The organism is Marisediminitalea oceani, from assembly GCF_003731635.1.
In the GTDB taxonomy this organism is placed as follows: domain Bacteria; phylum Pseudomonadota; class Gammaproteobacteria; order Enterobacterales; family Alteromonadaceae; genus Alteromonas; species Alteromonas oceani.
The window spans coordinates 23,183-45,793 of sequence record NZ_RCUA01000015.1; the positions used below are offsets into that span (position 1 = coordinate 23,183).

The 22,611-nt window shown below is 50.8% G+C and carries 21 protein-coding genes and 1 pseudogene; 7 read left to right on the forward strand and 15 right to left on the reverse strand.

Annotation, left to right across the window (positions count from 1 at the left end):
- Positions 1-110: 110 nt before the first annotated feature.
- A complete protein-coding gene (locus D9T21_RS05150; RefSeq protein ID WP_123324026.1) occupies positions 111-659 on the reverse strand; it encodes an outer membrane beta-barrel protein in 549 nt (182 codons plus the stop codon).
- A 408-nt stretch (positions 660-1,067) separates the two neighbouring features.
- Here D9T21_RS05150 and D9T21_RS05155 point away from each other — a divergent pair, with 408 nt between their 5' ends.
- From D9T21_RS05155 to nhaC, 3 genes and pseudogenes are all read left to right on the forward strand, one after another.
- Positions 1,068-2,699, forward strand: coding sequence for an OpgD/OpgG family glucan biosynthesis protein (locus tag D9T21_RS05155; protein ID WP_241155629.1), 1,632 nt, complete (start codon positions 1,068-1,070; stop codon positions 2,697-2,699).
- A complete protein-coding gene (gene mdoH, locus D9T21_RS05160; RefSeq protein WP_123324027.1) occupies positions 2,680-4,647 on the forward strand; it encodes a glucans biosynthesis glucosyltransferase MdoH in 1,968 nt (655 codons plus the stop codon). Before D9T21_RS05155 ends, mdoH begins: the two co-directional genes overlap by 20 nt.
- A gap of 228 nt (positions 4,648-4,875) precedes the next feature.
- Positions 4,876-6,363 (forward strand): annotated as a pseudogene (gene nhaC, locus D9T21_RS05165) (Na+/H+ antiporter NhaC).
- A gap of 53 nt (positions 6,364-6,416) precedes the next feature.
- On the opposite strand, the gene D9T21_RS05170 reads toward nhaC, so the two are convergent.
- The 3 genes from D9T21_RS05170 to D9T21_RS05180 form a co-directional block, all read right to left on the reverse strand.
- A complete protein-coding gene (locus D9T21_RS05170; protein ID WP_123324028.1) occupies positions 6,417-6,638 on the reverse strand; it encodes a VF530 family protein in 222 nt (73 codons plus the stop codon).
- 65 nt (positions 6,639-6,703) lie between these two features.
- On the reverse strand, positions 6,704-7,399 hold the full coding sequence (locus D9T21_RS05175; RefSeq protein WP_123324029.1) for a LytR/AlgR family response regulator transcription factor: 696 nt from the start codon (positions 7,397-7,399) through the stop codon (positions 6,704-6,706).
- Positions 7,393-8,883 carry a sensor histidine kinase gene (locus tag D9T21_RS05180; RefSeq protein WP_164464582.1) on the reverse strand — a complete coding sequence of 497 codons (1,491 nt, stop codon included), beginning with the start codon at positions 8,881-8,883 and terminating at the stop codon, positions 7,393-7,395. Before D9T21_RS05180 ends, D9T21_RS05175 begins: the two co-directional genes overlap by 7 nt.
- A gap of 303 nt (positions 8,884-9,186) precedes the next feature.
- Between D9T21_RS05180 and D9T21_RS05185 the strand changes: the two genes are divergently transcribed.
- Both D9T21_RS05185 and D9T21_RS05190 read left to right on the forward strand, forming a co-directional pair.
- Positions 9,187-10,038 carry an ABC transporter ATP-binding protein gene (locus D9T21_RS05185; protein ID WP_123324031.1) on the forward strand — a complete coding sequence of 284 codons (852 nt, stop codon included), beginning with the start codon at positions 9,187-9,189 and terminating at the stop codon, positions 10,036-10,038.
- Positions 10,038-13,235 (forward strand): M1 family aminopeptidase, encoded by a 3,198-nt coding sequence (locus D9T21_RS05190; RefSeq protein WP_123324032.1) that lies wholly within the window; start codon positions 10,038-10,040, stop codon positions 13,233-13,235. Before D9T21_RS05185 ends, D9T21_RS05190 begins: the two co-directional genes overlap by 1 nt.
- A gap of 52 nt (positions 13,236-13,287) precedes the next feature.
- Here D9T21_RS05190 and D9T21_RS05195 read toward each other — a convergent pair whose 3' ends face one another.
- From D9T21_RS05195 to nudE, 3 genes are read right to left on the reverse strand one after another with little or no spacing between them, the layout of a single operon-like run.
- Positions 13,288-13,860, reverse strand: a complete 573-nt coding sequence (locus tag D9T21_RS05195; RefSeq protein ID WP_123324033.1) for a YceI family protein — start codon at positions 13,858-13,860, stop codon at positions 13,288-13,290.
- A gap of 15 nt (positions 13,861-13,875) precedes the next feature.
- Positions 13,876-14,694, reverse strand: a complete 819-nt coding sequence (cysQ, locus tag D9T21_RS05200; protein WP_123324034.1) for a 3'(2'),5'-bisphosphate nucleotidase CysQ — start codon at positions 14,692-14,694, stop codon at positions 13,876-13,878.
- Positions 14,687-15,259 (reverse strand): ADP compounds hydrolase NudE, encoded by a 573-nt coding sequence (gene nudE, locus D9T21_RS05205; protein ID WP_123324035.1) that lies wholly within the window; start codon positions 15,257-15,259, stop codon positions 14,687-14,689. The genes cysQ and nudE overlap by 8 nt, the downstream gene beginning before the upstream one ends.
- Before the next feature lie 68 nt (positions 15,260-15,327).
- Here nudE and yrfG point away from each other — a divergent pair, with 68 nt between their 5' ends.
- Entirely contained in the window at positions 15,328-16,014 is a 687-nt protein-coding gene (gene yrfG / locus D9T21_RS05210; protein WP_123324036.1) for a GMP/IMP nucleotidase, read from the forward strand.
- Positions 16,015-16,028: 14 nt separating this feature from the next.
- A complete protein-coding gene (yjjX, locus tag D9T21_RS05215; protein WP_123324037.1) occupies positions 16,029-16,559 on the forward strand; it encodes an inosine/xanthosine triphosphatase in 531 nt (176 codons plus the stop codon).
- Here yjjX and D9T21_RS05220 read toward each other — a convergent pair.
- From D9T21_RS05220 to gspH, 8 genes are read right to left on the reverse strand one after another with little or no spacing between them, the layout of a single operon-like run.
- A complete protein-coding gene (locus D9T21_RS05220; protein ID WP_164464583.1) occupies positions 16,531-17,478 on the reverse strand; it encodes a sulfotransferase in 948 nt (315 codons plus the stop codon). The genes yjjX and D9T21_RS05220 overlap by 29 nt on opposite strands.
- Positions 17,479-17,535: 57 nt before the next feature.
- Positions 17,536-18,297: a type II secretion system protein N gene (locus D9T21_RS05225; RefSeq protein WP_241155631.1), complete on the reverse strand. Its 762-nt coding sequence runs from the start codon at positions 18,295-18,297 to the stop codon at positions 17,536-17,538.
- On the reverse strand, positions 18,294-18,770 hold the full coding sequence (gene gspM, locus D9T21_RS05230) for a type II secretion system protein GspM (RefSeq protein ID WP_123324039.1): 477 nt from the start codon (positions 18,768-18,770) through the stop codon (positions 18,294-18,296). The genes D9T21_RS05225 and gspM overlap by 4 nt, the downstream gene beginning before the upstream one ends.
- Positions 18,767-19,972 carry a type II secretion system protein GspL gene (gene gspL / locus D9T21_RS05235; RefSeq protein WP_123324040.1) on the reverse strand — a complete coding sequence of 402 codons (1,206 nt, stop codon included), beginning with the start codon at positions 19,970-19,972 and terminating at the stop codon, positions 18,767-18,769. The genes gspM and gspL overlap by 4 nt, the downstream gene beginning before the upstream one ends.
- The gene (gene gspK / locus D9T21_RS05240; protein ID WP_123324041.1) at positions 19,972-20,955 is read right to left on the reverse strand and encodes a type II secretion system minor pseudopilin GspK; all 984 of its coding nucleotides are present in this window, start codon (positions 20,953-20,955) and stop codon (positions 19,972-19,974) included. Before gspK ends, gspL begins: the two co-directional genes overlap by 1 nt.
- Positions 20,952-21,566, reverse strand: coding sequence for a type II secretion system minor pseudopilin GspJ (gene gspJ, locus D9T21_RS05245; protein WP_123324042.1), 615 nt, complete (start codon positions 21,564-21,566; stop codon positions 20,952-20,954). The genes gspK and gspJ overlap by 4 nt, the downstream gene beginning before the upstream one ends.
- Complete coding sequence (gspI, locus tag D9T21_RS05250; RefSeq protein ID WP_123324043.1) at positions 21,566-21,952, reverse strand: type II secretion system minor pseudopilin GspI; 387 nt, start codon at positions 21,950-21,952, stop codon at positions 21,566-21,568. Before gspI ends, gspJ begins: the two co-directional genes overlap by 1 nt.
- A complete protein-coding gene (gene gspH, locus D9T21_RS05255) occupies positions 21,943-22,605 on the reverse strand; it encodes a type II secretion system minor pseudopilin GspH (protein WP_123324044.1) in 663 nt (220 codons plus the stop codon). The genes gspI and gspH overlap by 10 nt, the downstream gene beginning before the upstream one ends.
- Positions 22,606-22,611: the final 6 nt, after the last annotated feature.

Here is a 22,611-nt window from a genome sequence, read left to right on the forward strand (position 1 = left end):
ACGCTGAACTAAACAAAAAAATGCCGGACCCACATCCGGCATTTTACTTCTGAGGGATTGAGGAATAAAAAGCCCCGCCTCGTCCTTGTATGCAGGGCGTAAACTGCTAATTAAAACGCGTAACGGGCGGAAAGCTGAAATACATCCGCGTCGTCCATAAACTCATAATTGGCACCTACCGCAAATTGCGGGTTGAAGTAGTAATAGGCACCGGCTTTTAGGGTAATGTCGCCGTCGTCTAAATCCAGGTAGCCCAGCTCACCGTTTACTTCCAGCTCAGGTGTTAACATGCTGCGTACCCCTGCATTCAGGCTGTAGCCATTGTCATCGTAAAAATCCGCATCAATGCGTTCGAAGTTCGCGCCAACATAGGCATCGGTCGTGCTATTTAAAGCTAAGCGATAACCACCACCGAGAGTCACAGTGGTGAAATCAATGTTGCCGGTCTCTGCCCAGCCAAACTCGCCGTTCACGTAAAAGTTGGGATCGAGTAAATACTTCCCATTAACCTGTAAACCGTCCGGATCGAAGCCACCATCGCCGTCATAGCTGAGGTAACCGCCTTCTGCATAGCGCCAGTCGGGCGTATCAGCAGCAGCTGATAGCGAAAACATGGAAGCCGACAACGCTGTGATGGCGATAATTGAAGATGCTTTCATCGTGGTACTCCTTAAGAAAAAACATAAAGCGTTTTGCTGTCAGGACTATCGCAAGCATTGGGCCAAGGTGTAAAAATAAGTTAAATAAAAGTAAATTAATGCTTATTAAACAGGTGTTTATATATTTTTGAGAACGTTTTTTCGGAAAGCTTTAAGTGGTGTTCAGGTTGATTTTTAAACAAGTGTTTTGTGAAAAGTGTTGCTAAATGCCTACACCCGATTAGCCTAAAGTATAATTTTCACGGTGTGTTTTTTGAACAGAAAGACTCATTATGAATTAATTTAGCCTCTAACCTGCTAATAAATAATACTTTTATTTTAATTTGTGTGCAAAGTAACAAGGTTGGATCGGCATTTGCTCTAGTCACTGTAGTTTTTCTGGCTGCTTTGAATCAAATGGAGATAGCAATGCCACCAACCAAACGGTTTTTACCTCATTATCTGGCTGCATTATCAGCCGGCGGTCCGGTTTTCAGTGACCGCACACTCGTTTATTCAGTACGTGCATTCGCATGTGTCATTCTTATGCTGTGCGGCGCGGCTGTGACTCAGGCCGAAGAAGTGTCGGCGCAAAATCTGCCACCCGAATCCGCGCCTATTTTAAATAGCATAATTGAAGAAGCCCGTCAGTCGGCCACCCAGGCCTACGAAACAGACGATCATGAACTGTCTGACGCGCTTAAAGAAATGAATTACCAGACTTACCGTGCAATCCGTTTTAAAGCCGACAAGAGCTTATGGCGCGGTGAGAACCCCTACGAAGTACAGTTTTTCCATCCCGGCTTTTTGTATCAGCAGCCGGTAACCGTGTATACCATTGGCGCAGATAACCAACCCAGGCGTTTACCCTTCGAGCGTGAAGCGTTCCGCTATGACGGCGATGCCGCACCACTGGCAAAGGAAACCGCTGACGATAACGGTTATGCCGGTTTTCGCGTTCACTTCCCGATTAAAAATCAACAATACAAAGACGAATTTGCCGTATTCCTGGGCGCTTCTTACTTCCGCCTGATTGGTAAAGAACACGTATATGGCATTTCCGCGCGTGGTCTGGCTATCGATACCGGCCTGCCGGAAGGAGAAGAGTTTCCGCATTTCACCAAGTTCTGGTTAATTGAACCGGGTCAGGGTCAACCCATGATGATTTATGCCCGCCTGGAGAGTCCTTCGGTAAGCGGCGCCTATAAATTTATTATTACTCCGGGTGACGAGACCAACGTGAAAGTACAAAGCTGGTTGTTCGCCCGCGAAGACGTTGCCAAGCTTGGCGTTGCCCCTTTTACCAGCATGTTTTTATACGGTGAAAATACGGCTGTAGTGCCCGACGATTATCGTCCTGAAGTGCACGACAGCGATGGTGTGAACATGATCACCGAGAGCGGTGAACAAATCTGGCGTGTACTGACCAACCCTGCACAACTGCAAATTACGTCAATGAGTGACAGTGCGCCAAAAGGGTTTGGTGTCATGCAACGCGACACTGACTTTGCCAGCTACCTTGATGGCGAAGCGAATTATCACCAGCGCCCGGGTTTATGGGTAACACCACAGGCGGGGTTTGAAAAAGGCCGTCTGGAAGTGGTGGAAATCCCCACTAAATCTGAAACCCACGACAACATTGTGGCTTACTGGGTACCTGAGGCACCTTTTGTGGCCGGTGAAAGCCGCTACTTCGCTTACCAGCTTGAAACGGTAACCGGTGCCCGCGACAGCGACTTAGCTACGGTTGTGCGCACTCGTCAGGGCGCTACCGTATTACCGGGCGAAGAACCTCAGGAGTCGCAAACCCGCCGTTTTTCTATCGATTTTAAGGTGCCTGAAGGCATGAGCATTGCGCCTGAAATGCTAAACCTTACAGCTACCACCAACCAGGGACAGATCCAGCAGGCGCGCGTGTTCCCGGTTAACAGCGGTAAATTATTGCGCGCAACTTTTCTGCTAACTCCGCAGGCCGGTCAGCCAGCGGATATGCGTCTTTACATTCATCAAGAAAACCAACGTGTTAGTGAGGTATGGAACTATGTCTATCATGCAGAATAATACTCACTCTGACTCTGAAGGAAGTACTCCAAAGGCAACGCCTGTATTGCGGGCGTGGGGTTCAGGCGTACGATTATCAATAATGGCGATTCTGGCCATTCCCACCGCAGCATTAGCCGGGTGGAGCCTGTACGAAATTTTTAAACCTAACGTGTTAACCGAAATGGAAATTGCCCAGCTGGCATTAAGTATGATGCTGTTTTTGTGGCTGGCGATGTCGTTCTGGACAGCGGTGATCGGCTTTGTATTAAAGCTGTTTAATATCGATCCGCTCAGTATGCGTAAAGCACAACCCGCACCTCGCACCGATGCGCCGCTCACCAAGCGCCACGCCGTGGTAATGCCGGTGTATAACGAAGACACCCGCCGTATTATGGTGGGCTTCGAAGCCTGCGTACGTGAATTGCTGGATACTGACAACGGCAAGCAATACGACTTCTACATGCTCAGTGACACCACCAAGCCGGAAATGGCCGAGGCCGAACTGGCCGCCTGGGAAGCGCTAACCGCTCGTTTAGGCGATAAAAGCAGTCAGGTGTTCTATCGTCGTCGTGAGAAAAACACCGGCCGTAAGGTGGGGAATCTGGCCGACTTCTGTCAGCGCTGGGGGAATCGTTACGAAGCGATGATTGTGCTGGATGCCGACAGTATTATGTCCGGCGAGCGTATGAACGATCTGGCTTACCGCATTGAGCAAAACCCGGATACCGCGCTCGTTCAGACCATTCCAATGCCTGTACGTCAGCATACGTTCTTTGCGCGCTTTGTGCAGTTTGCTGCGCACCTGTATAGCCCGATGCTGGCTACCGGTTTGTCATTCTGGCAAACCGACAGTGCAAACTACTGGGGCCACAATGCGATTATCCGCGTGGAACCTTTTATGCAACACTGTGGATTACCCACGCTGGAGGGCAAAGAACCCTTTGGCGGTGACATTTTAAGTCATGACTTTGTGGAAGCGGCTTTATTACGTCGCGCTGGCTGGCAGTGCTTTTTGTTAACGGATACTACCGGCAGTTATGAGGAAGTACCGTCTAACATGATTGAATACGCTACCCGCGACCGCCGTTGGGTACAGGGTAATATCCAGCATTTAGGCTTGTTGGGAGTTAAAGGCTTAAAAGCGACCAGCCGTCTGCATTTTGTGTTTGGTGCTTTCGCTTATATTTCGTCATTGTTACTGTTGCTGGTACTGGCATTCGGTACCGCCGATGCGCTCTATCGTGCCTTAACTCCGGTGGAATTCTTTACTGCTGAATATCAGTTGTTCCCGGACTGGCAGATTGCCCGACAGGGGTTGATGGTGGCCACTATGTGGGGAACGGCAGCGCTGTTATTTATGCCTAAAGTGCTGGGCCTGATCCTGGCGTTGATCCAGCGTCGCGACGAATTTGGTGGTGCATGGCGCTTAATAAAAGGCGGCGTGATGGAGCTGGCCATGGCGATTCTTATTGCACCGCTGATGATGTTTTACCACAGCTACTTTGTGATCAGCGTATTTGCCGGTATTTCGGTGAAATGGGAAGCCCAGGCCCGTGAAGGCAGTATGGTACCGTGGATGGATTCACTTAAACGTTCAAAGGTTGCGACCATAGTCGCTTTAGCCTGGGGCGCAGCCACGTTCATTTACACACCGGCTCTGTTTATCTGGCTATTACCGGTATTAATCGGACTCATTCTGGCAGCGCCGCTGATTCGGATCACCTCAAGCCTTGACCTTGGCCGGGCAGCTATGCGCGGCGGTATCTTCGTGATCCAGGACGAAATCAACGAATGCCGCGCACTAAAACGGGTTCGTATTGGTATGGCAAACATTAAACACAGTGAAGCTGCCAATGTGAAAGCTCCGGTACCGGCGTTGCCTGAAAGTAGCTGGGAGCCTATGGTGATTCAGGATTTCAGTGCCTACCCTGAACCGCGAACACCACTGGCGCCCGAAGCAGCGTAATAGCCTGATAACTAACATTAAAAGCCGTCGTATGACGGCTTTTTTGGTTAAGGCCGTTATGTTTCTTATTGGTGGTGGTCGTAGTCTTTTCCGATCTATACAGCGCGACGCCACGTAGCTAACTCAACACTTAAACACAAATATCGAGTTTAAGTAACCAGTGTTCCCAGCTTAAATTTTACCCGGAGGTTCACTCAGCTCGCCCGCTTTAAAATGAATGGAGGCAGTATGGAACAGAAGCAGCCTGTTACGCCAATGCTATCGCTCGCACTCACTCCGGTGATATTGACGCTGATTATTCTGGGCACTCAGATATTCTACTTCGGTGTATTTGAGCCTCATATTCCCCTGGCTATTGGGGTAGCGCTGGCGAGCTTAGTAGGCATTTACCAGGGGCTCAACTGGGAAGAAATTCGAGCTGGTATTTTTAAAGTTATCCATGTGGCCCTGCCATCGGTAAGTGTACTGATTGTGGTTGGCATGATGATCGGCATATGGATTGCCAGCGGTACCGTACCAACCATCATCTATTACGGTTTAAAAACACTTTCCCCTGAGATCTTTCTGGCGGCGGGCATGGTGATATGTGCCGTGGTAGCCGTTTCCCTTGGTACCAGTTGGGGAAGTGTGGGAACTGTTGGTCTGGCACTGATGGGCATCGGCGATGGGTTTGATATCCCTTTTACTGGACCGCCGGTGCGGTAGTGTCGGGTGCATTCTTCGGCGATAAGGTCTCGCCCCTTTCAGACACTACCAACCTCGCACCTGCCGTCACTGGCACCGATGTGTTCTCTCATATACAAAATATGATGGCGACCACTATTCCCGCCATGGTTATTGCCTTTCTGATTTATATTGGGGTCGGGTATTTTGTTATCGATACGCAAAGTGTTTTCGTTTGAAAAAATCGAAGGAATTACAGCAGCGTTAGAAGACAATTTTTATATTTCAGCCTGGGCTTTACTTCCTGCTTTAGTAGTCATGCTGCTGGCGCTGAAGAAATTCCCGCCACTTCCCTCATTATTTGCAGGGGTAATTGTAGGCGGCGCGTTTGCCATGGCGACTCAGGGGCAAAGCCTACAGTCGGTCTTTGACTATGCGAATAACGGCTACAGTATTCAAACCAATATCAGTGAGATAGATAACCTGCTCAATCGTGGTGGTATTCAATCCATGATGTGGACCATATCGCTGGTACTGATTGCCTTAAGCTTTGGCGGTGCACTGGAAACCACGGGCTCCCTGCGCAGTATTATTAATTCCATTAAGAGCAAGGTTAAAACCTTTGCCGGTACTCAGGTGGCTTCAGTTGGAACAGCGTTCGCGACCAATCTGGTGGCAGGCGACCCATATTTATCGGTAGCATTACCAGGCCGGATGTTTTCGCCTGTCTACCGCGGCATGGGGTATTCAACGTTAAACCTATCGCGAGGCGTTGAGGAAGGGGGAACATTAATGTCGCCCCTGATCCCCTGGAATGCCGGTGGCGCGTTTGTTATCTCAGCGCTTGGTCTTGGCATTGCTGGCGATAGTTTAGAAAACTTACTGTACATCCCTCTGGCCTTCGCTTGCTGGACAGCGCCTTTGATCGGGATATTTTATGCCTACCTTGGTTGGTTCTCACCCAAAGCCTCAGACGAGGAACGCGAAGAATGGGAATCATCAGGCGCTGACATCGCAAAGTTTAATGACGATGGTACGCCAGTGGCGAATTAGGTTAAGCAAAGCATTAAGCCGCTGGGACGCTTACTTTAAGCTTCGATTCGCAGCTAACTTTCACTGAAAGTATTCAGGTACAGCGCTTCTACCTTATCCCTGGCCCACTGTGTTTTGCGCAAAAACTTTAGCGACGATTTAATCGACGGATCGTTATTAAAGCAATTGACTCTGATTTGCTGATACAACCCTTCCCAACCATAGTGTTGCTGCAGGCGGGTAAGGATCTTTTCCAGCGTCAGGCCGTGTAATGGATTGTTGGGCTGTTGGTTCAAGGTGAGAGCTCTGTCGCGATAATTGTGTAGGTATTATCGCGTGTTGCCGCTGGCCTGAAAAGCTCTTATTGGCCGGGTAGGGGTAATAGCCGGGTTAGTACGCTTTTGAATGACTTGCCCACTTTAAGCCGCATTTGATTGTCCAGTAACACAGAGTCACTGTCTTTTCCTATTACTGCGTTGTTGCGTACCACAAAGGATTTGTGGATTTGGCTGAAGGCCTGTGCAGGCAGTTCTGCCAGTAGCTTCTTTAAAGTGCTGTTGGCCAGTAGCATAGTATCGCCCTGCCACACTTTTACGTAGTTGCCATAGGCTTCCAGATAGGTGATGTCTCGCAGGTTTACTTTTCGTAGTTCGCGGTCTATTTTAATCACAATCTCTTTGGGTGTTTGTGCAGGTTTGTTAGCAGCGCTTCGCTGGTGAACCTTATCTAAGGCTGAAGTAAGGCGGGCTTCACTCACCGGCTTCAACAGGTAATCGGTCACATCCAGCTCGAAGCCCTGCAGGGCGAATTCCTCGTAGGCGCTGACGATAATCACCTGGGGCCGGTTAGCCATTACCTTAAGCATATCCATGCCGTTTAGCTGCGGCATATTAATATCGAGGAAGATCAAATCAGCACGGTTAGAAGCTAACCATGCCAGCGCATCGGTGGCGTTGTAGCATTGCTTTACCACCTTTACGTCCCGATGACGGGCAAGATGATGCAGAATCACTTTATGGGCTAAGGGCTCATCATCCACAATCAATGCATTTAGCATGGCGTAAGCTCCATTTGCAAACGGGTGTACCAGTGAGTACCGCGCTGCTCGCTAATCAGCTCGTGGCGATTGGCGTACTGCAGGCTTAAGCGGCGCCGCAGGTTTTCCAGTCCCAGCCCACTGTTGTCTTCATCAACTGGCGCTTGTGCGTTCTGGCCTATGGGGTTTTCGCATTCAAATACCAGACGATTATCATCCAGTGAGAGGGCTAACCTAAGTTCGCAGGGCTTGCTGGCTTTTTCGACGCCATGTTTAAAAGCATTTTCCAGCACAATGATCAGTAACAGCGGTGACAGCTGCCAGCGTTCAGCCTGGGTTGGCCAGGTGCACTGAAAGTGACAGTCATCGGTATAGCGCATAGACTGCAGTGCCAGGTAGTCCTGCAAATAACGCACGTCATCAACCAGGGATACTTGTTCTTTCTGGCCCTGATAAACGGTGTAGCGTAACAGCCCTGCGAGTTTTTCTACCATGTCCGGCGCCTGTGGTGAACGCTCCAGACACAGCGCATACAAATTATTCAGGGTATTAAACAGAAAGTGAGGGTTTACCTGTTGTTGCAGCATTTGCAATTCGGTGCGGGTTTGTCGGCGGGCAATATCCGCTACTCTGGCATCCTGAGATTTGCGCTCAAACGCCAGAATAATAGGGGTGCTGAACATCAACAACCAAAAGGTCATCTGACTGTTAAAGGGGTCAAACGGGTTATGGTTTTCCGAGGGAAGTAAGGTGAAGTCTGTCACATTATTCAGCGGCATCAATAACAGCAGCGCGCTTATCGGTGTGCTGAACAGCAGAATAAAGATGAGTCCACCGGCCAGGAACGGTATTAAACCATGTACTGCCAGCAAGCGGCGGATCAGCACATAACGGTTAAACCAATATACGCCGAATAGCACCAGTGCCATCAAACTGAACTGCCAGAAATAGTGCATAAATAGCGGTAGTTTTTCTGTAATCAGGGCAAAGTCGATGATCATCTGTAATGGCTGATTGACCATGGGGTTGTCTGTGTACAGAAAAACGCCTGCCACGGTAAAGGCCCATAAAAACAAGCTTAGGGCCACCATGAAGTCTAATGATAACAGGTGTGCAATCCAGCTTCGGGGGCCCTGCTTAACCCGCCCGTAGAAGTGGTGAATAAACCACAGCACACTGGCTACCATGGCAAACACTACGCCTTGTATTTCCAGCAACCGCCACTGACCGTAGGCGGGAATGGTATGCGCCAGAATATTGCTTAACAGCGGATAACCGATAAACCCGCCTAACCAGATGAGCAGCGCCGGTCTTCCGGAGCGTGTTGAGGCCAGATAATGGCACACAAAAAACGGCAGCATCTCTAGCAATAGTTGGCCGTGTGCCGCCAGATAAGTGGTGGCATCGGGTTGTTGGTAAGAAAGAAAGCGAATCGCGGCTTCCAGCAACAGGGCGGCAAAAATCGGTAGCAGTACCAAACTGATTTTGCGCAAATTAACCACCATGTTGCTGAACCCTTGAATAAATAATGCTGCCAAAGCCTGCCTGAAAGGCGCGGCCTGCTCACGTTGTGAATGATGAACCTACGCAATTTAATGATGAAAGTAAAACCTGTTGCAGCCGGCGTAACGCTCTGGCACTTATCACCCCGGTAAATTCAAAAGCTGCAACCCGGCCCGGCGCTTAACAAAATCACACTATTGCCGTTTGTCATCGCAAACTCATGCTTTGTCATCCCTTGCTGTTTAGCCGTTAATCAGCTTGGTAGGTTAAGGCCATTCTCGTTTCACATTCAGGATGATGACCACATGCTTACCATGACCGACGTGTCTAAAACCTATCCAGACGGCACCAAAGCGCTGAATGATATTTCCTTAACCTTGCCGGCGGGCATGGTAGGCCTTTTAGGCCCCAATGGTGCAGGCAAATCCAGCTTAATGCGCACTCTGGCTTGTTTACAGGCACCAGACAGCGGGCAGATTAGCTTTAACAATACGGATATTCAGCAATCACCGCAGCGTTTGCGTGAACAGCTTGGCTACTTACCCCAGTCTTTCGGGGTGTATCCACACATGAGTTGCGTGGCGCTACTTGAGCACATTGCCGCACTTAAAAAAATTCCGCGTAAGCAGGCTAAACAGCAAATAGAGGAATTACTAACGCTAACCAATCTGACAGCATTTGCCGGTAAGCGCGTAAGCACCTTTTCCGGCGGCATGCGACAACGTTTTGGCATTGCTCAGGCACTGTTGGGCGACCCAAAGTTATTGATCATGGATGAGCCCACGGCAGGGCTCGACCCGCAGGAGCGCCAGCGATTGCACAGCGTGCTCATCCGCCTGAGCCAGAATAAGCTGGTATTGCTTTCCACTCATATTGTGGAAGACATTGAGCACCTGTGTCCTCATGCCGCCATTATGATGCAGGGCGCCATCGTCGACAGCGGTGCTATTCCCGCGCTCATTGCGCCAATGCAAAACAACGTGTGGGAAACCTCAGCAAAACCCGCAGAAGGCATATTATTGGGTGAGCGTTATCACTTCGGCCAGCCAGTATGGCGGGTGTGCCATCATGAACCGCCTGGTGCTGATGCCGTAGCCTGCCGGGCAACCTTGCAGGACCGCTACTTTCTTGAACTGGCCAGGCGGGAGGCGAACTGATGCTGATCATCAATGAATGGCGTTTATATGTGCGTCAGCCTCTGGTGTGGTTAGGTGCACTGGGTCTCCCCGGATTGTCGGTATTGTTGGTGCAGGGCCTGACCGTTGCCGATTTACAGTTGGCAAAACGCCTTACCATGCTAAATATTACGGTGGTCATGCTGGCGCTGCCTGTGGTGGTGGCCGCGTTAACGCCTCCCTTGCTGCAGCGTGACAGGCTCTACACTATGCAGGAACTCGTTGGTGCGGCCAGAACGAGTCAGTTTACCCGGCGGCTGAACCGGTTTGTGGCCTTTTTGAGTCTGGTGGCGGTGATCTGTTTATGCGGCTCGGTGCTGCAGCTATTAATGCTTAGTCAGCATCCGCTATTCGACGCCGGTGTTATTCACACGGCGCTGAAAAACGGCTTGTTTATAGTCGCTCCGGCGTGTTTTTGGTATTGCGCTGCCGCGTTACTGATTGCTCAGCGAGTCAGAAGTGCGCTGCCGGTGTATGCCTTTTTCGCCCTGGTGTGGATAGCTTATGTCATGTTGGCGTCCGTGACTGGCTCGCCTGTTTTGGCGGGGAGTAGCATTATCCATCCATCGCTTTACGAGGCGATGCTGGTAGCTGACCCTTTGGGTTTTACGGCGATTTTTGCCCAGTTCACGGGTGATCAGACTGACTGGTCAGTTAACCCGAGCATTGTTCTGAATCGTCTGGCCTGGCTGGCGCTTAGCGCACTGCTGGTGTGGTTAGCGTTGAGCGCTCGAAGTGTGTTAAATGAAAGCGTTAAACGCGCACCCGGGTGGCGTTTAAGGAAAACAGCCCTGCCTGATAGCCAAAGTAAAATCCCTGCGGCCATTACTCATCATCCCTTTGCCACGTTGCTTGTGAGCGCAACCAAAGCATTACTGGTTAATCGGGTGATGCTGTTAGTACTGGCACTTTACGCTGGCGCGGTTTGCTCCGAAGTGCTGGCAGCCATTGATTATGCAGAACCCCACTCAGTCATCACGCCGCTGAGTATTGATGCACTCAATCGCGTTGTGTGGGACATGTTACCCTTTGCCGGCTGCGTACTTATGGCGCTCTGGAGCTGGCAACTGGGCTGGCAAAATCAGCGTAATGGCAGTGCAGAAATGATCGCCGCTACGCCAGTAACTAACACACAGTTGGTTGTGGCGCAGGCCGGTGCGTTGTTCTTCGCCGGCCTTGTTTTGCTGGGTATAACAGCTATTGCCGTTGCAGTTGCCCAGTTACTTTCGGGCAGCCAGATAAAAGTAGTTATCTATGCCCGTATGCTTACAATGACCGGCCTGCCTGTATTGCTGTTTGGCTGGCTTTGCCTGGCACTTCATCATGTTATGCGAAGTGCGTTGATGGCAGGCGGGCTTTGCCTGCTGTTGCTGATGGTTAAGTTTACACCACTCCTTTCCCTGGCGGGCATTTCCCACCCTTTACTCGATATCGCCGGTACGCCGTTACAGCCTGCCGACTATTTAATCGGCTTCTCCCGCAGTGAGCATACGTTTTGGCCGTACCTTATTACGTGGTCGGCAGTCGCGGTTTGCGCACTGGTGCTGGCGGTAAACAAAACGCACCGCGGGGCAGGCTTTGCGCTGCGACCCTGGCGTTCCTTGTCTCGCTCTGGCTGCCTTGCTGTTGGTGTGGTAGTTGTGGTGCTAGCAGGTTTTAATCTGGCTTTACAACAAGAACGGCCTTACATGACACCCGACGCGCGATATGCCCTGCGCGCCGACTACGAAAACCAATATGCTCATTGGCATGCGCGGGTTCAGCCGGTAGTTACGCACATTGATGCGCTGGTGGATTTTTTTCCCCAGAAGCGCCGGGTAATGCTTAATCTCACACTGCACCTTAAAAACCGCAGTGATGAGGCGATTAATGAGGTGTTAGTGGGCAGTTACCCCGGCTTTAAACTCGAAGTGCTAACCCTCAGCGGTGGACAACTAACGTCTCATAACGAGCGGTTACAGCAGTTTGTGTATCAACTGGACTCGCCATTACTGCCCGGTCAGATTCTGACCTTACAGGCAGCAATGGTGGTAACCGGCGCGCGCAGATGGTTACCTTCAGGACATCAAATTCTGTTACCTGAATTCAGTTATTTACGCGGTATTCCATTGCTGCCCAATATTGGTTTTAACCGGCAGTACACGCTACGTGATGAAGTGCTCAGGGAAGAACTTGGCCTCGCGGCGCTGGATATGCCGTTGCCTAGTTCTTTTGTGGATAAGGCCCCGGTCACAACATTGCAATCGACCCCGGCTACCCTTCACAGCGTTGTCTCTTCGCCGGCTTCGCATACCGTGCACGCTCAGGGGCAAGTAGTTAACCAATGGCTGGCTGCTGGTCGTCGCTACATGGAATTTGCCACTGCTGAGCCTGTTCGAAATATTCCGGTCTGGCTGGCTACAATGCAAACGAGTACCACCCATAGCGTGACGGCGGGTGAGCGCTCTGTGGATATCAGTTTGACCGGCTTAACCCGCGATCTCACGAGTGGCTCAGAGACCAGCGCACTGCAGGTTCATCTCCAGGCAGTTACTGATACCCTCGAATGGTTTTCGGCTCAACTTACCCCCTATCCTTACAAGCAGTTATCCTTACTGTTTACGCCAGAATTCGGTCCCAGTGGTTATGCGCTGCCACAGGTTATTTTAATGTCGCATCGTCTGGCGGTTCGGGCGCGCCCTGCGACAGACGCTGGGTTTGACCAGCGTTATCGGCGAACGGCGCATGAAGCGGCCCATCAGTGGTTCGGGCATCAGATTGGCTATGGTGTGGAGGCTGATGGTTCTTTTTTAATAGAGTCACTGGCGAAATATGCCGAGCTGGTGCTGATTGAGCAGCGCTACGGTAAAGAGGCCATGCAATCGCTGGTGGACTATGAACGGCAGCGTTATCAGCACGCTTTACGGGGCCGGTTAACAGCCACCAGAGCCATTATTGATGCCTCCAGTTCGCCTGATGTGTATGCCAGAGCAACGCTGGTGTTTGCCAGGCTTCGGGAGCTGGTAGGCGACGAGCCCATTGTCAGCGTATTGAAACAGTTGCTCGAGCAGAACGCGCCGGGTAAGAAAAGTGTTACCTCGATGGATTTTGTGATCCGACTGCTGGCCTCGACTGATGCTCAATATCACGACGAAATAAGGCAACTGCTGCTGGGGCCAGAGGTAAAGGGGTTGCTGTAGAAACGAAAAAGGAGCAGATGGCTGCTCCTTTTTGTGGGGTTAAGCCAAAGGCTTATTCCATTTCAAAGGTCACCGAAAAGGTTACCGGGGACGTCTGAGTAATACTCTTTAAGCCTGCAATGTTTTGCAGCATGTCGAGGCCAGCCGTTAAACCAAAGGTTTCGGCACCAATCAGGGTGGGCGATACCGTGTTTACTACCATGGTATCGGCAGACACCTTGCTCACGCTCACGTTAAAGCTGACAGGTGCTTCCACACCGTGCAGCGACAGGGTGCCATCCACTTTTGCCGTAGTGCTGCTACCCGGTTGCAGTTTCATTAAGTCTGCGGGGACATCGGCGGTAAAGGTGGCGGCCGGAAACTTCGCCACGTTAAACAGCTTTTCCTGCATCCGCGTATTGCGAATAGGTATGTTGGTATTCACTGAGCTAAGTGGAACCTCAATCATCAGTTTACCGCTGTCTGACACTGAGCCGGAAAGCTCCTCAAAGGCATGCACCTCGGTTACCTGGGCGTTTTTGGTCGACATAAAGTGCAGGCTGGATTGCTCTGGTGCAACTGTCCAGTCGGCAAACGCCGGTGCTAGCAGTAAACTGCTGAGAAGAACTAATGATTGCTTAAGCATAAAAACACTTACTCCCTAATATTGAATAATGTCCCGCCACGGCACATTTTGATCGCCCAGCACAATAAAGTCCGGGTTCTCTAACGTATTACGCTGATTGTAGCTAAGTGGCTCAAAATCAGCGGCATAGATGGCACCGCCTGCTTCCGAAACAATGCACTGAGATGCGCCGGTGTCCCACTCGCCGGTGACACCCAGACGCATAAAGGCGTCGGCTTTACCCTCGGCAATAAAGCAGGATTTCAACGAGCAACTGCCTAAAGGCAGGGTCTGATATACCCGCTTGGCACATAATTTAGAGATCACCCGTTCCCGCGGTTGACGACGGCTAATGGCCAGGATCACCACACTGTTGTGTGGGTCGTCCAGCTTACGTACGCTAATGGGGCCACTGGCTTCAGGCGAGTCTTTAAAAGCGCCATGTCCGGTCAGAGCGTAATACAGGCTTTGTCCGGGCGGCCAGAAAATCACCCCTATCTTAGGCTTGTTGTCTTCGATCAGCGCGATATTCACGGCAAAGTCGCCGCTGCGTGCGATAAATTCCTGGGTGCCGTCAATCGGATCGATTAACCAGTAACGCTTCCAGGTTTTGCGTTCTTCCAGACTGGCATGTTTGGTTTCTTCCGAAAGGATCGGAATATCCGGTGACATTAGGGTGAGTATGTCGGTGATAATTTCGTTGGCTTTGTAATCGGCGCTGGTGACCGGTGATTCATCGGCTTTCTGGTAGCTTTCAAAATCGCCGACATCATACAACCGCATAATGGCTTCGCCAGCTTTCAGAGCGGCGTCTTTGGCTATCTGTAGCAAATCATGATCAGTATTATCAGGCATAGTCCGGATGCTCCTTTAACCACTTTTGAGCAAGAAACAGTGCAGCGATACAGCGTGCTTCAATAAAGTCTTCGCGAGCCAGCAGCTCGTCGGCCCGGTCAATGGGCCAGCGAACCAGCTCAAGCGGCTCTGGCTCGTCGCCAGGCAGAGTTTCGGGGTAGAGATCGTGAGCGATAACAATATTCATCTGGGCGTTAAAGAACGTTGGCGCCATATTCACTTTATGGATGGCTTTAAGCTCTCTGGCACCAAAGCCTGCCTCTTCTTTTAGCTCACGGTTGGCCGCTTCTAAAATACTTTCACCCTGATCGATAAGGCCTTTAGGAAAACCCAGTTCGTATGTGTGGGTACCGGCCGCATACTCTCTTACCAACAGAAAGTCGCCATCCTGTACCGCAACGATCATTACTGCTCCGCGGCTGTAGCCTGCCATACGCTCAAACTGACGGGTTGCGCCATTAGTAAATTCGAGGTCCACACGCTCAACCCTGAAAAAGCGACTTTCGGCCACAATTTCGCGCTGGTGGATCTGCGGAAGCGTTTTGTCCTTATCGATATTGCTCATGTTGTTTGGGTCAGTCTTTCGTTATCATATTATCAAACTTAAGGTTAACGTATTTAGAGGAAAAGCGCTTGCCATTTCTGCCCTGGAACGAAATCAATACCGTCTTACTGGATATGGACGGCACCTTACTGGACCTGCACTTCGATAATCAGTTCTGGTTGGAGCACCTGCCTAAAAAGCTGGCTGAGAAAAGTGGCCGTTCGCTGGCAGAGTGCCGCGAAGAAATGCATGAGCACTATTCACGGGTAAGTGGCCGCATTGAGTGGTACTGCCTGGACTACTGGGCTAAGCACCTGGATATGGATATTGTGGCGGCCAAGCGCGAAATTGAGCACCTCATTGCTATGCGAGACGATACCCTGCCATTTTTGGACGCCTTGCATAACAGCGGCCGTGAGGTGGTACTGGTAACCAATGCCCACCCGGGGAGTCTTTCATTAAAGGTGGAGCACACCAAACTGGACTCACATATCGATACCCTCATTTCTACCCATGAATTTGGCGTCACCAAAGAGTCGCAGGACTTGTGGCGGGCCTTGCAGGCACGTTTGGGTTTCGACCCGGCCACCACGTTATTTGTTGATGACAGCCTCAATATCCTTGAGGCAGCAAAAACCTTCGGTATTAAGCACGTGCTGGCTGTAAAAAATCCCGATAGCAAGCAACCCCATCGGGAAATAGAGGGCTACCCGGCGATTAGCGATTACCGCACCCTCATTGATGATATTACTAACCATCCCTTTGAAAACGCATAAACGGAAATGGTGTAATGAAAGTAGTTGTTGGTTCTAAAAATCCGGTAAAAGTGAATGCTACTCGCGTAGCCCTCAAGCAGGTCTTAGGGACGGGGGATGATATTGTGGTGGTTGGCGTCGACGCGCCAAGCCTGGTGGCCGATCAGCCCATGACGGAAGCAGAAACGCGGTTAGGCGCGGTTAATCGGGTTAAAGCCTGTATGGCTGAACATCAGGCCAACTGGTATGTAGCCATTGAAGGCGGTGTGGATAATTTTTCCGACGGCCCCGCAACTTTTGCCTACGTCGCCATTTGTAATGGTGAGCATTGGTCTGTGGGCCGCAGCGCTAACCTGCCGCTGCCTGAGGCGGTTTACGCGTCTCTGACTGCCGGCGAGGAACTTGGCGATGTGATGGATAAACTGTTTGATACTCACAATATCAAACAAAAAGGTGGCGCTATTGGTTTATTAACCAATCACCTGGCCACCCGCCAGAGTGTTTATGAGCTGGCTATTATTCTGACCATGGCCAAATTTAACTTTTTGCCGCTGTATTCTCAGTAAACATTTTGGGATAAAAATGTTCACCTAACGGTTTGGTAATCTCGGACACGATTGCGATTTCATCACCAGTCAAACGTTTTTTCCAGGTATCCAGACTCGCTTTGGCATCACGAGCCTGAAAATTGGTGCCTTTGGCTTCCGATGGGTTGCCTGAACTGGTCGTTTTCTCAATGTATGCTCTGGTTTCAGCGGTAAAGGGTAAATCCAAAGCGTTGAACAATTGAGAAAAACCGCCTGCCGGTTCCAGGCTGATCTCTTCATGATAACAAAATTGCCAATGTGGATATTCTTGTTGGTACTGGCGAATAATTTCATGTAGCAATACCCATAGCCAGGCTGATTTCTGCATAAATGAAAAATTGTCCGGCTGTTCAGCCAAAGCTTGTATTGTACTTTTATACTCTTTAAATCGGGTTTCGATGAGCGGCGTCTGGCGAGCGAAATTGTTAAAGTCGAAGGCCCATATGGCTGTTTTCAGACTAGCCGCAAATGCAAACGGATTACGGATCATAACGACGACATCAGCGCCCCACTGCTCGTGGAACCAGTCTGCAGATAGCAATGCCAGGGGATCTTTAAACAGCATTTTATTTTTGAAAAGTCGCATGGAAAAATATTTGGCAAAACGACCAGGCGTTTTGATATCCAGACCGTTATCAAGGCAAACCTGCCATGCGTATCGCCAGGCTGGCCATGTCATTGTTGTGTGTACTGCATCATTAATAGCGCTTTGTTGATGAGAGGACGCGAAATGGGCGAACCATGTGTCTACCTTGAGTTTTGTGCCGTCGAGTGGAAAATCGACATTGAACGGCTCATTCACATAATAAACACCATCGGCTCTAGCCAGTGTCCTGCCTACCCATGTTGTCCCCGAGCGATGGGAGCCTGTAACCAGAATAGGTTTATTACGGGCCATTTTATCCAAACCTTCCATGAAAAATTGATGTAATTTTTATCCAAATAATACAACTGACTAAAGTTCAAACTGGGTGTAGCCATTGGCATCCGGGCGACCAAAAAATAGCGCTGCCTCGTGTACTTCCTGCGGCAGTGATGGATCGGGTTTGAACTGCCCTTTTACCGATAAACCGGAAAAATCCTGACGGGCTGAGGCCTGCATGCTCAGTCCGAAGGCGTTGGGCTCTTCTACATTAATCACAATTTGCTCATCCTGACAACGAATTTGCGCCGAAAAGGTGCCCAGCTCGATGGGTCCCTGCGTACCGGCAACGCGAGCGTTTAGCCAGTCGCCATAGGCCATCATCTGGTCGCACCCCTGAGCGGAATAGGTCAGGTTTTCGATATTGACCCGAAACCGGCCGCCGGCATTTACCGGCAGCGGTAACTGTACTTCAGACAGCACCCGATCAACCGGCAGGTACAGTAAAAAGTCTTCAGCAGACACCGCCTGGAAATCAAACAAGCTCACGCTAACCGGCCCGTTAAAGGCGATTGACGCTGCATCACGCATGTTACCGGCGTCGAGCTCCACAGCGAGCTGGCCGGTGAATAAGGCCCAGGGGGATACGTCCCAGCTTAACTGATTAACCGGGATATTATTAACGATAACCCTGTCAACTTCGCCCTGCCACAGCGTACCCTGCACATTGCCAACCTTAACGTTGTCTGGCAGGCTGATTCGGCTAACCACCTGCGATGCTGGCAGGTAAGCAACCAGTAAACACAAATAAAGAAAAAGGCCGGCTAACAGCCAGCGCCAGTTAATGCCCATCATTTTGTAAGTACCAACCGTCTGACTTTTATCATTCCCGGCGCATTGGCTTCAGCAACATCGAGTTGCTCAATCACAATACCTCGCGTTTCTAATTCATTCAGCCAGCCCACCAGACTGTTGAAAGGCGCTTCATCTATCCATACCTGAATTTCATCACCTTGTGGTTGCATGCGTGATATAGATAGTGAGTGGTTACTACTTGTACTGGTAACCAACTGTGGCAGCGAACCGGTAACCCGTCTGGGCGACGACTGAGTACGGCGTAGCTGCGCGGCCTTTTGGCCCTGCTCTTCAACCCAGCTAACCAGTTTCTTATTACTTTCCAGTAACTGACTTTGCTGACTGATACTCTGATTAAGCGGTGCCCATAACCCCCAGTAAAAAATACCCAGTAATATGACCAGCCCTGATAGCACCACCAGGCGCTGTTCACGTTCTGTGAGAGCGGTAAATTTTTGTTTTAACGCGTTCATGAGGCTCCCCGGATATTCATTGTGCCAATCACAGCGTCGTCGCGATTGTTAATGGCGCCCTGCTCTACAGTAAAGCCGGCGGCTTCGGCACTGCGCTTAAACGTATCCAGCGCGTTAAAATCTTTCCCCTGAGCCTGCATGCGGATCTCGGTGCGGTTAGCATCAAAGCGCAATGTTTGTGGCGTGATATTCGACGCGGCGAATGCGGTATTTAATTGCGAAAGCATCACCAGTAGTGAACTGCCGTCACCGGACTGCTCCAGTCGTTGCATCTCCTGTTGCACTTTCAGACGGACGTTGCGATAGGTTCCGATATCCGGAAATCCTTGTTTTACCAGAGCGTCGATTTGTGCGGTCAGGTCGGCATTTTGTTGTTGCAGTTGATTGAGCCTGAGCGTTTTATCGCCAATGGTTAAAACGATCACCAAAGCGAGCAAAATAAGCGGCACGCGCCAGACCTGCCACACCTGATTGTGCTGCTTTTTAGGCTTGTATTGCCCCTGTAGTAAATTGAACGATGCATTACCAACGTGTTTGGCCAGTACGCCAATGGCTGGCACGTCGTCGTTATGTGCTTCCTGATGAATATTAGGTACCGCGTGAAGATCGATGTCGGTGAGGGCGCTTAAATTAACCGGTTCTGGCTGGGCTTTGGCCTGTAAGGCAAGTACCCCGGTAAGAAACGCCCGTTCTCCCTGCATGCCCTGCCATGGCCCCTGACGAACAATTAATTGTTCACCGATTGCCAGTGCTACCCATTGGTTATCTGCCTGTTGCGGAAGCGCCAGGATATCAGGCAGGATCACATCAGCTGTAAAGCCGGCATCTTCCAGCCAGCCCTGCCACTTTGCCATCTGGCGGTGGCTGACGATGGCCACGGATTGTTCCGTGCCCCGGGAAGGGCCCATAGCAAAAAACAGTTCGCCGATATCTTCAGCCAGTTCGTCTTCCAGCATAAACGGAATCGCATTTTGTAGTTTGCGATTGACCTTGCCAGGGAGGGTAACATTGCACAGCCGCACATCCGCGCCGGGAACCAGCACGATTGCTCTGCGCAAACTGGTGCGCTCGCCGAGGCTTATCAGTGCATCGGCACCGGCTAATTCGCCACTGGCGATAACGTCCTGGCTTTGGGCAGACCAGACTACCCAATGCACGGGATCGTGCAGGTTAGTACCCAGCCTAACAACTAACTGTTCCATTACTTTATGACTCCAAATTCGCGGCGCAACACCGCTATTTTGCCTGATGAAGCGGCATTTAACACGGTTGTCATGGCAAACGTTGCTTCATTGTAACGGCTCTTGGTATGTAAAATAAAATACTCTGTGGTCACACTAAACCATTGAGTTTGTTCCGGCTGCAGATTTAACGCTGCAATATCCGGTTCGGCTAAAAAGGTGTTAACGTCATCCCAGCCGTCCAGTGGTCGCGCTGCGATAATCGAGGATGCCTGTGACAGGCTCAACCCGGTTAAGGCAGCCAGAACCGGCGCGCGCTCCTCGCTCAGCGTGTTTACATTAATCACTAACTGATCATTATCGGGAATAACACATACCTGCGGCAGCAAATCTTCCAGCCACTTGGCTTCCACGCCGTTGATCAGGCGTAACTCAGACTGACTGCTCATCTGTCCGTTGGCGGCGAGGTAAGGGAATGCGCGCGAGGCATATTCGCTGTCTTCAGCGCCATAAATGCGCATGCGGTCGTCACTGTCGAGCCAGTCTGCCAGCGAATCCCGTACCGTATCCACCGTAAAGCTGGGTATTTCTTCGTTGGTCAACTGCAGCAAACGGGCAAACGCATTCATGGCTTCGGTGGGTTGCTGGTCGTTTACATTGGTCTGATTGGCGTTGGGCAGTGCGTTGATATTAAAGCAGCTTTGCATGTCTTCCAGGGTCACACTGATACCGCCTTCTTCCATGGGATATTCAAACTCCTGCGCCCAGGGCTGGTTCAGGGTGATTTTATTGCCGGTTTCTTCCATCAGCGTTACCAGCGATATGCGGGCATATTCTTCGGCGCTTTTGGCATACCAGTAGGCCTGGTTGCTGCTTTTGATATTACTGGCGCGCTGTACCTGAAGTTGCAGTCTGGCACCCATCTCTGTAGCGAGGATGGCCACCAGGGCGACTACCATCAAGACAATTAACAGGGCCGCGCCGCGTTGTTTATCCAACCTCATGACGCTTGCTCCGTTAGCGCGAAGACGCGCTGAATTTCGCCCATATCAGCAAGGGTAATGGTAATTCGAATCCCCCGCGGCAGGGTTTCGCCAATGTAATTGTCATGCCAGGCCGCTTCGCCGGATTCACTGCCGCCGGTATTAAATTCAACGGTAAAGTTTGTCACATTGTCGAGGATTTCCCTGACTTTAGGCTCTGTGCCCAGCACGCTATCCACATACACAGTATTAAGACGTTCGAGTTTTTCTTCCCGCAGGCGGTAGGCTACGCCCTGTAAGGTGCTGCGCGGCAGCGCCAGTTTCGGGTTATGCCAGCCGCCGCGCACAAAAGCCAGTCCGCCAGCGTCGCTGTCGTCGGTTTCTTCCCCGCCTCGCATTACGATACTGTTTTGCTGGCCTTCCATTCGGACTGCCCGTGGCATGGCCTGCTGTACGTCCCGTTCGAGAATTAGCATAAAGCGTTGCAGTTGCTGTAATCGGGCAAATTTTTCGCTGGAAATTTCGTCGCTGTCGATAACGGTGGAAAGCAGCGCAGTAGAAGCCAAACCCAGCATAGCGAAGATTGCCATGGCGATTAAAATTTCAATCAGGGTAAAACCGCGGTTACGCATCAGCCGTTCTCCGCTGGTTTGGCAAAGTAGGTGATCACCGTGGTGATGGTATCGTTGAAGTCTGCATCGAGGCTGACGCTCACTTCTACCGCTTTAAAGTCGCTGTCGCCGGTATCCCTGACAACCTGTTTCCAGTACCAGGTGCGTTCGGCCATTTCGGCCTGGCCTTTAAGGTTGTTTTTCAGTGGCCAGGGGCGTTCTAACTGAATTTCATTTAACTGGTTGTTAGCCACCCAGGTAGCAATGGTGATTTCTTCAATCTGCCCCACGCCGTTGAGGTGTTCTGACGCGGCTTTCATAATGGCGCCGCCGGTCATGGCAAAGATGAACAATGCCACCATTACTTCAAGTAAGGTCATGCCGCGCTGTTTACTGATCAATCCCATTCTGGTCGCTCCATTGGGCCGAGTAACTCCAGCGGCGGCATATCCTGGCAGTTTAATACGTAGTAGGCGGGTAAATCGTTAGTAAATTCAGGCTCATAATGAAACACCAGGCTGAAAGGCGTAATCTCACCACTGGACATTATAAGGATTTGTGGTGGCGGTGGCGGCGCCTCTTCCTCACCAATTTCAATATCCTGTTCATTCACACTCAGCGAGCTGTCGAACATTTCGCGGTCAAATAACCGATCTTCGGTTTGCCAGGGTAAATCATCCAGATTGAGGGTGAAAAAGTACGGCTCACTGAGCGTCACCGGCTCATACAGCGGATTACCTTCTATGAATTGCCACTCGTCTTCCGCACTGAGTTGCATGAAGCTGTAGGTACGATTTTCCTGATCAATAAAAATACCCAGTTGCTGCTGGTTAAGTACCGCATAATCACTGGCCATGTCGATGACCACCTGCAGGCGCCGGGCTTCCCGCTCGAGTTGCTCGGATGGATCGGTGGAAAAGGCATTAAAGATGACATAGCCGGCAGCCAGACCCATTAGCAGTAACACCAGCATGACTTCGAGCAGCGTAAAGCCGCGCTGGCGGCTGGCCGCCAACGATGCTAAAGCGAAGCTGTACCGGTGACGGCCTGGTGCACGCATAAACAG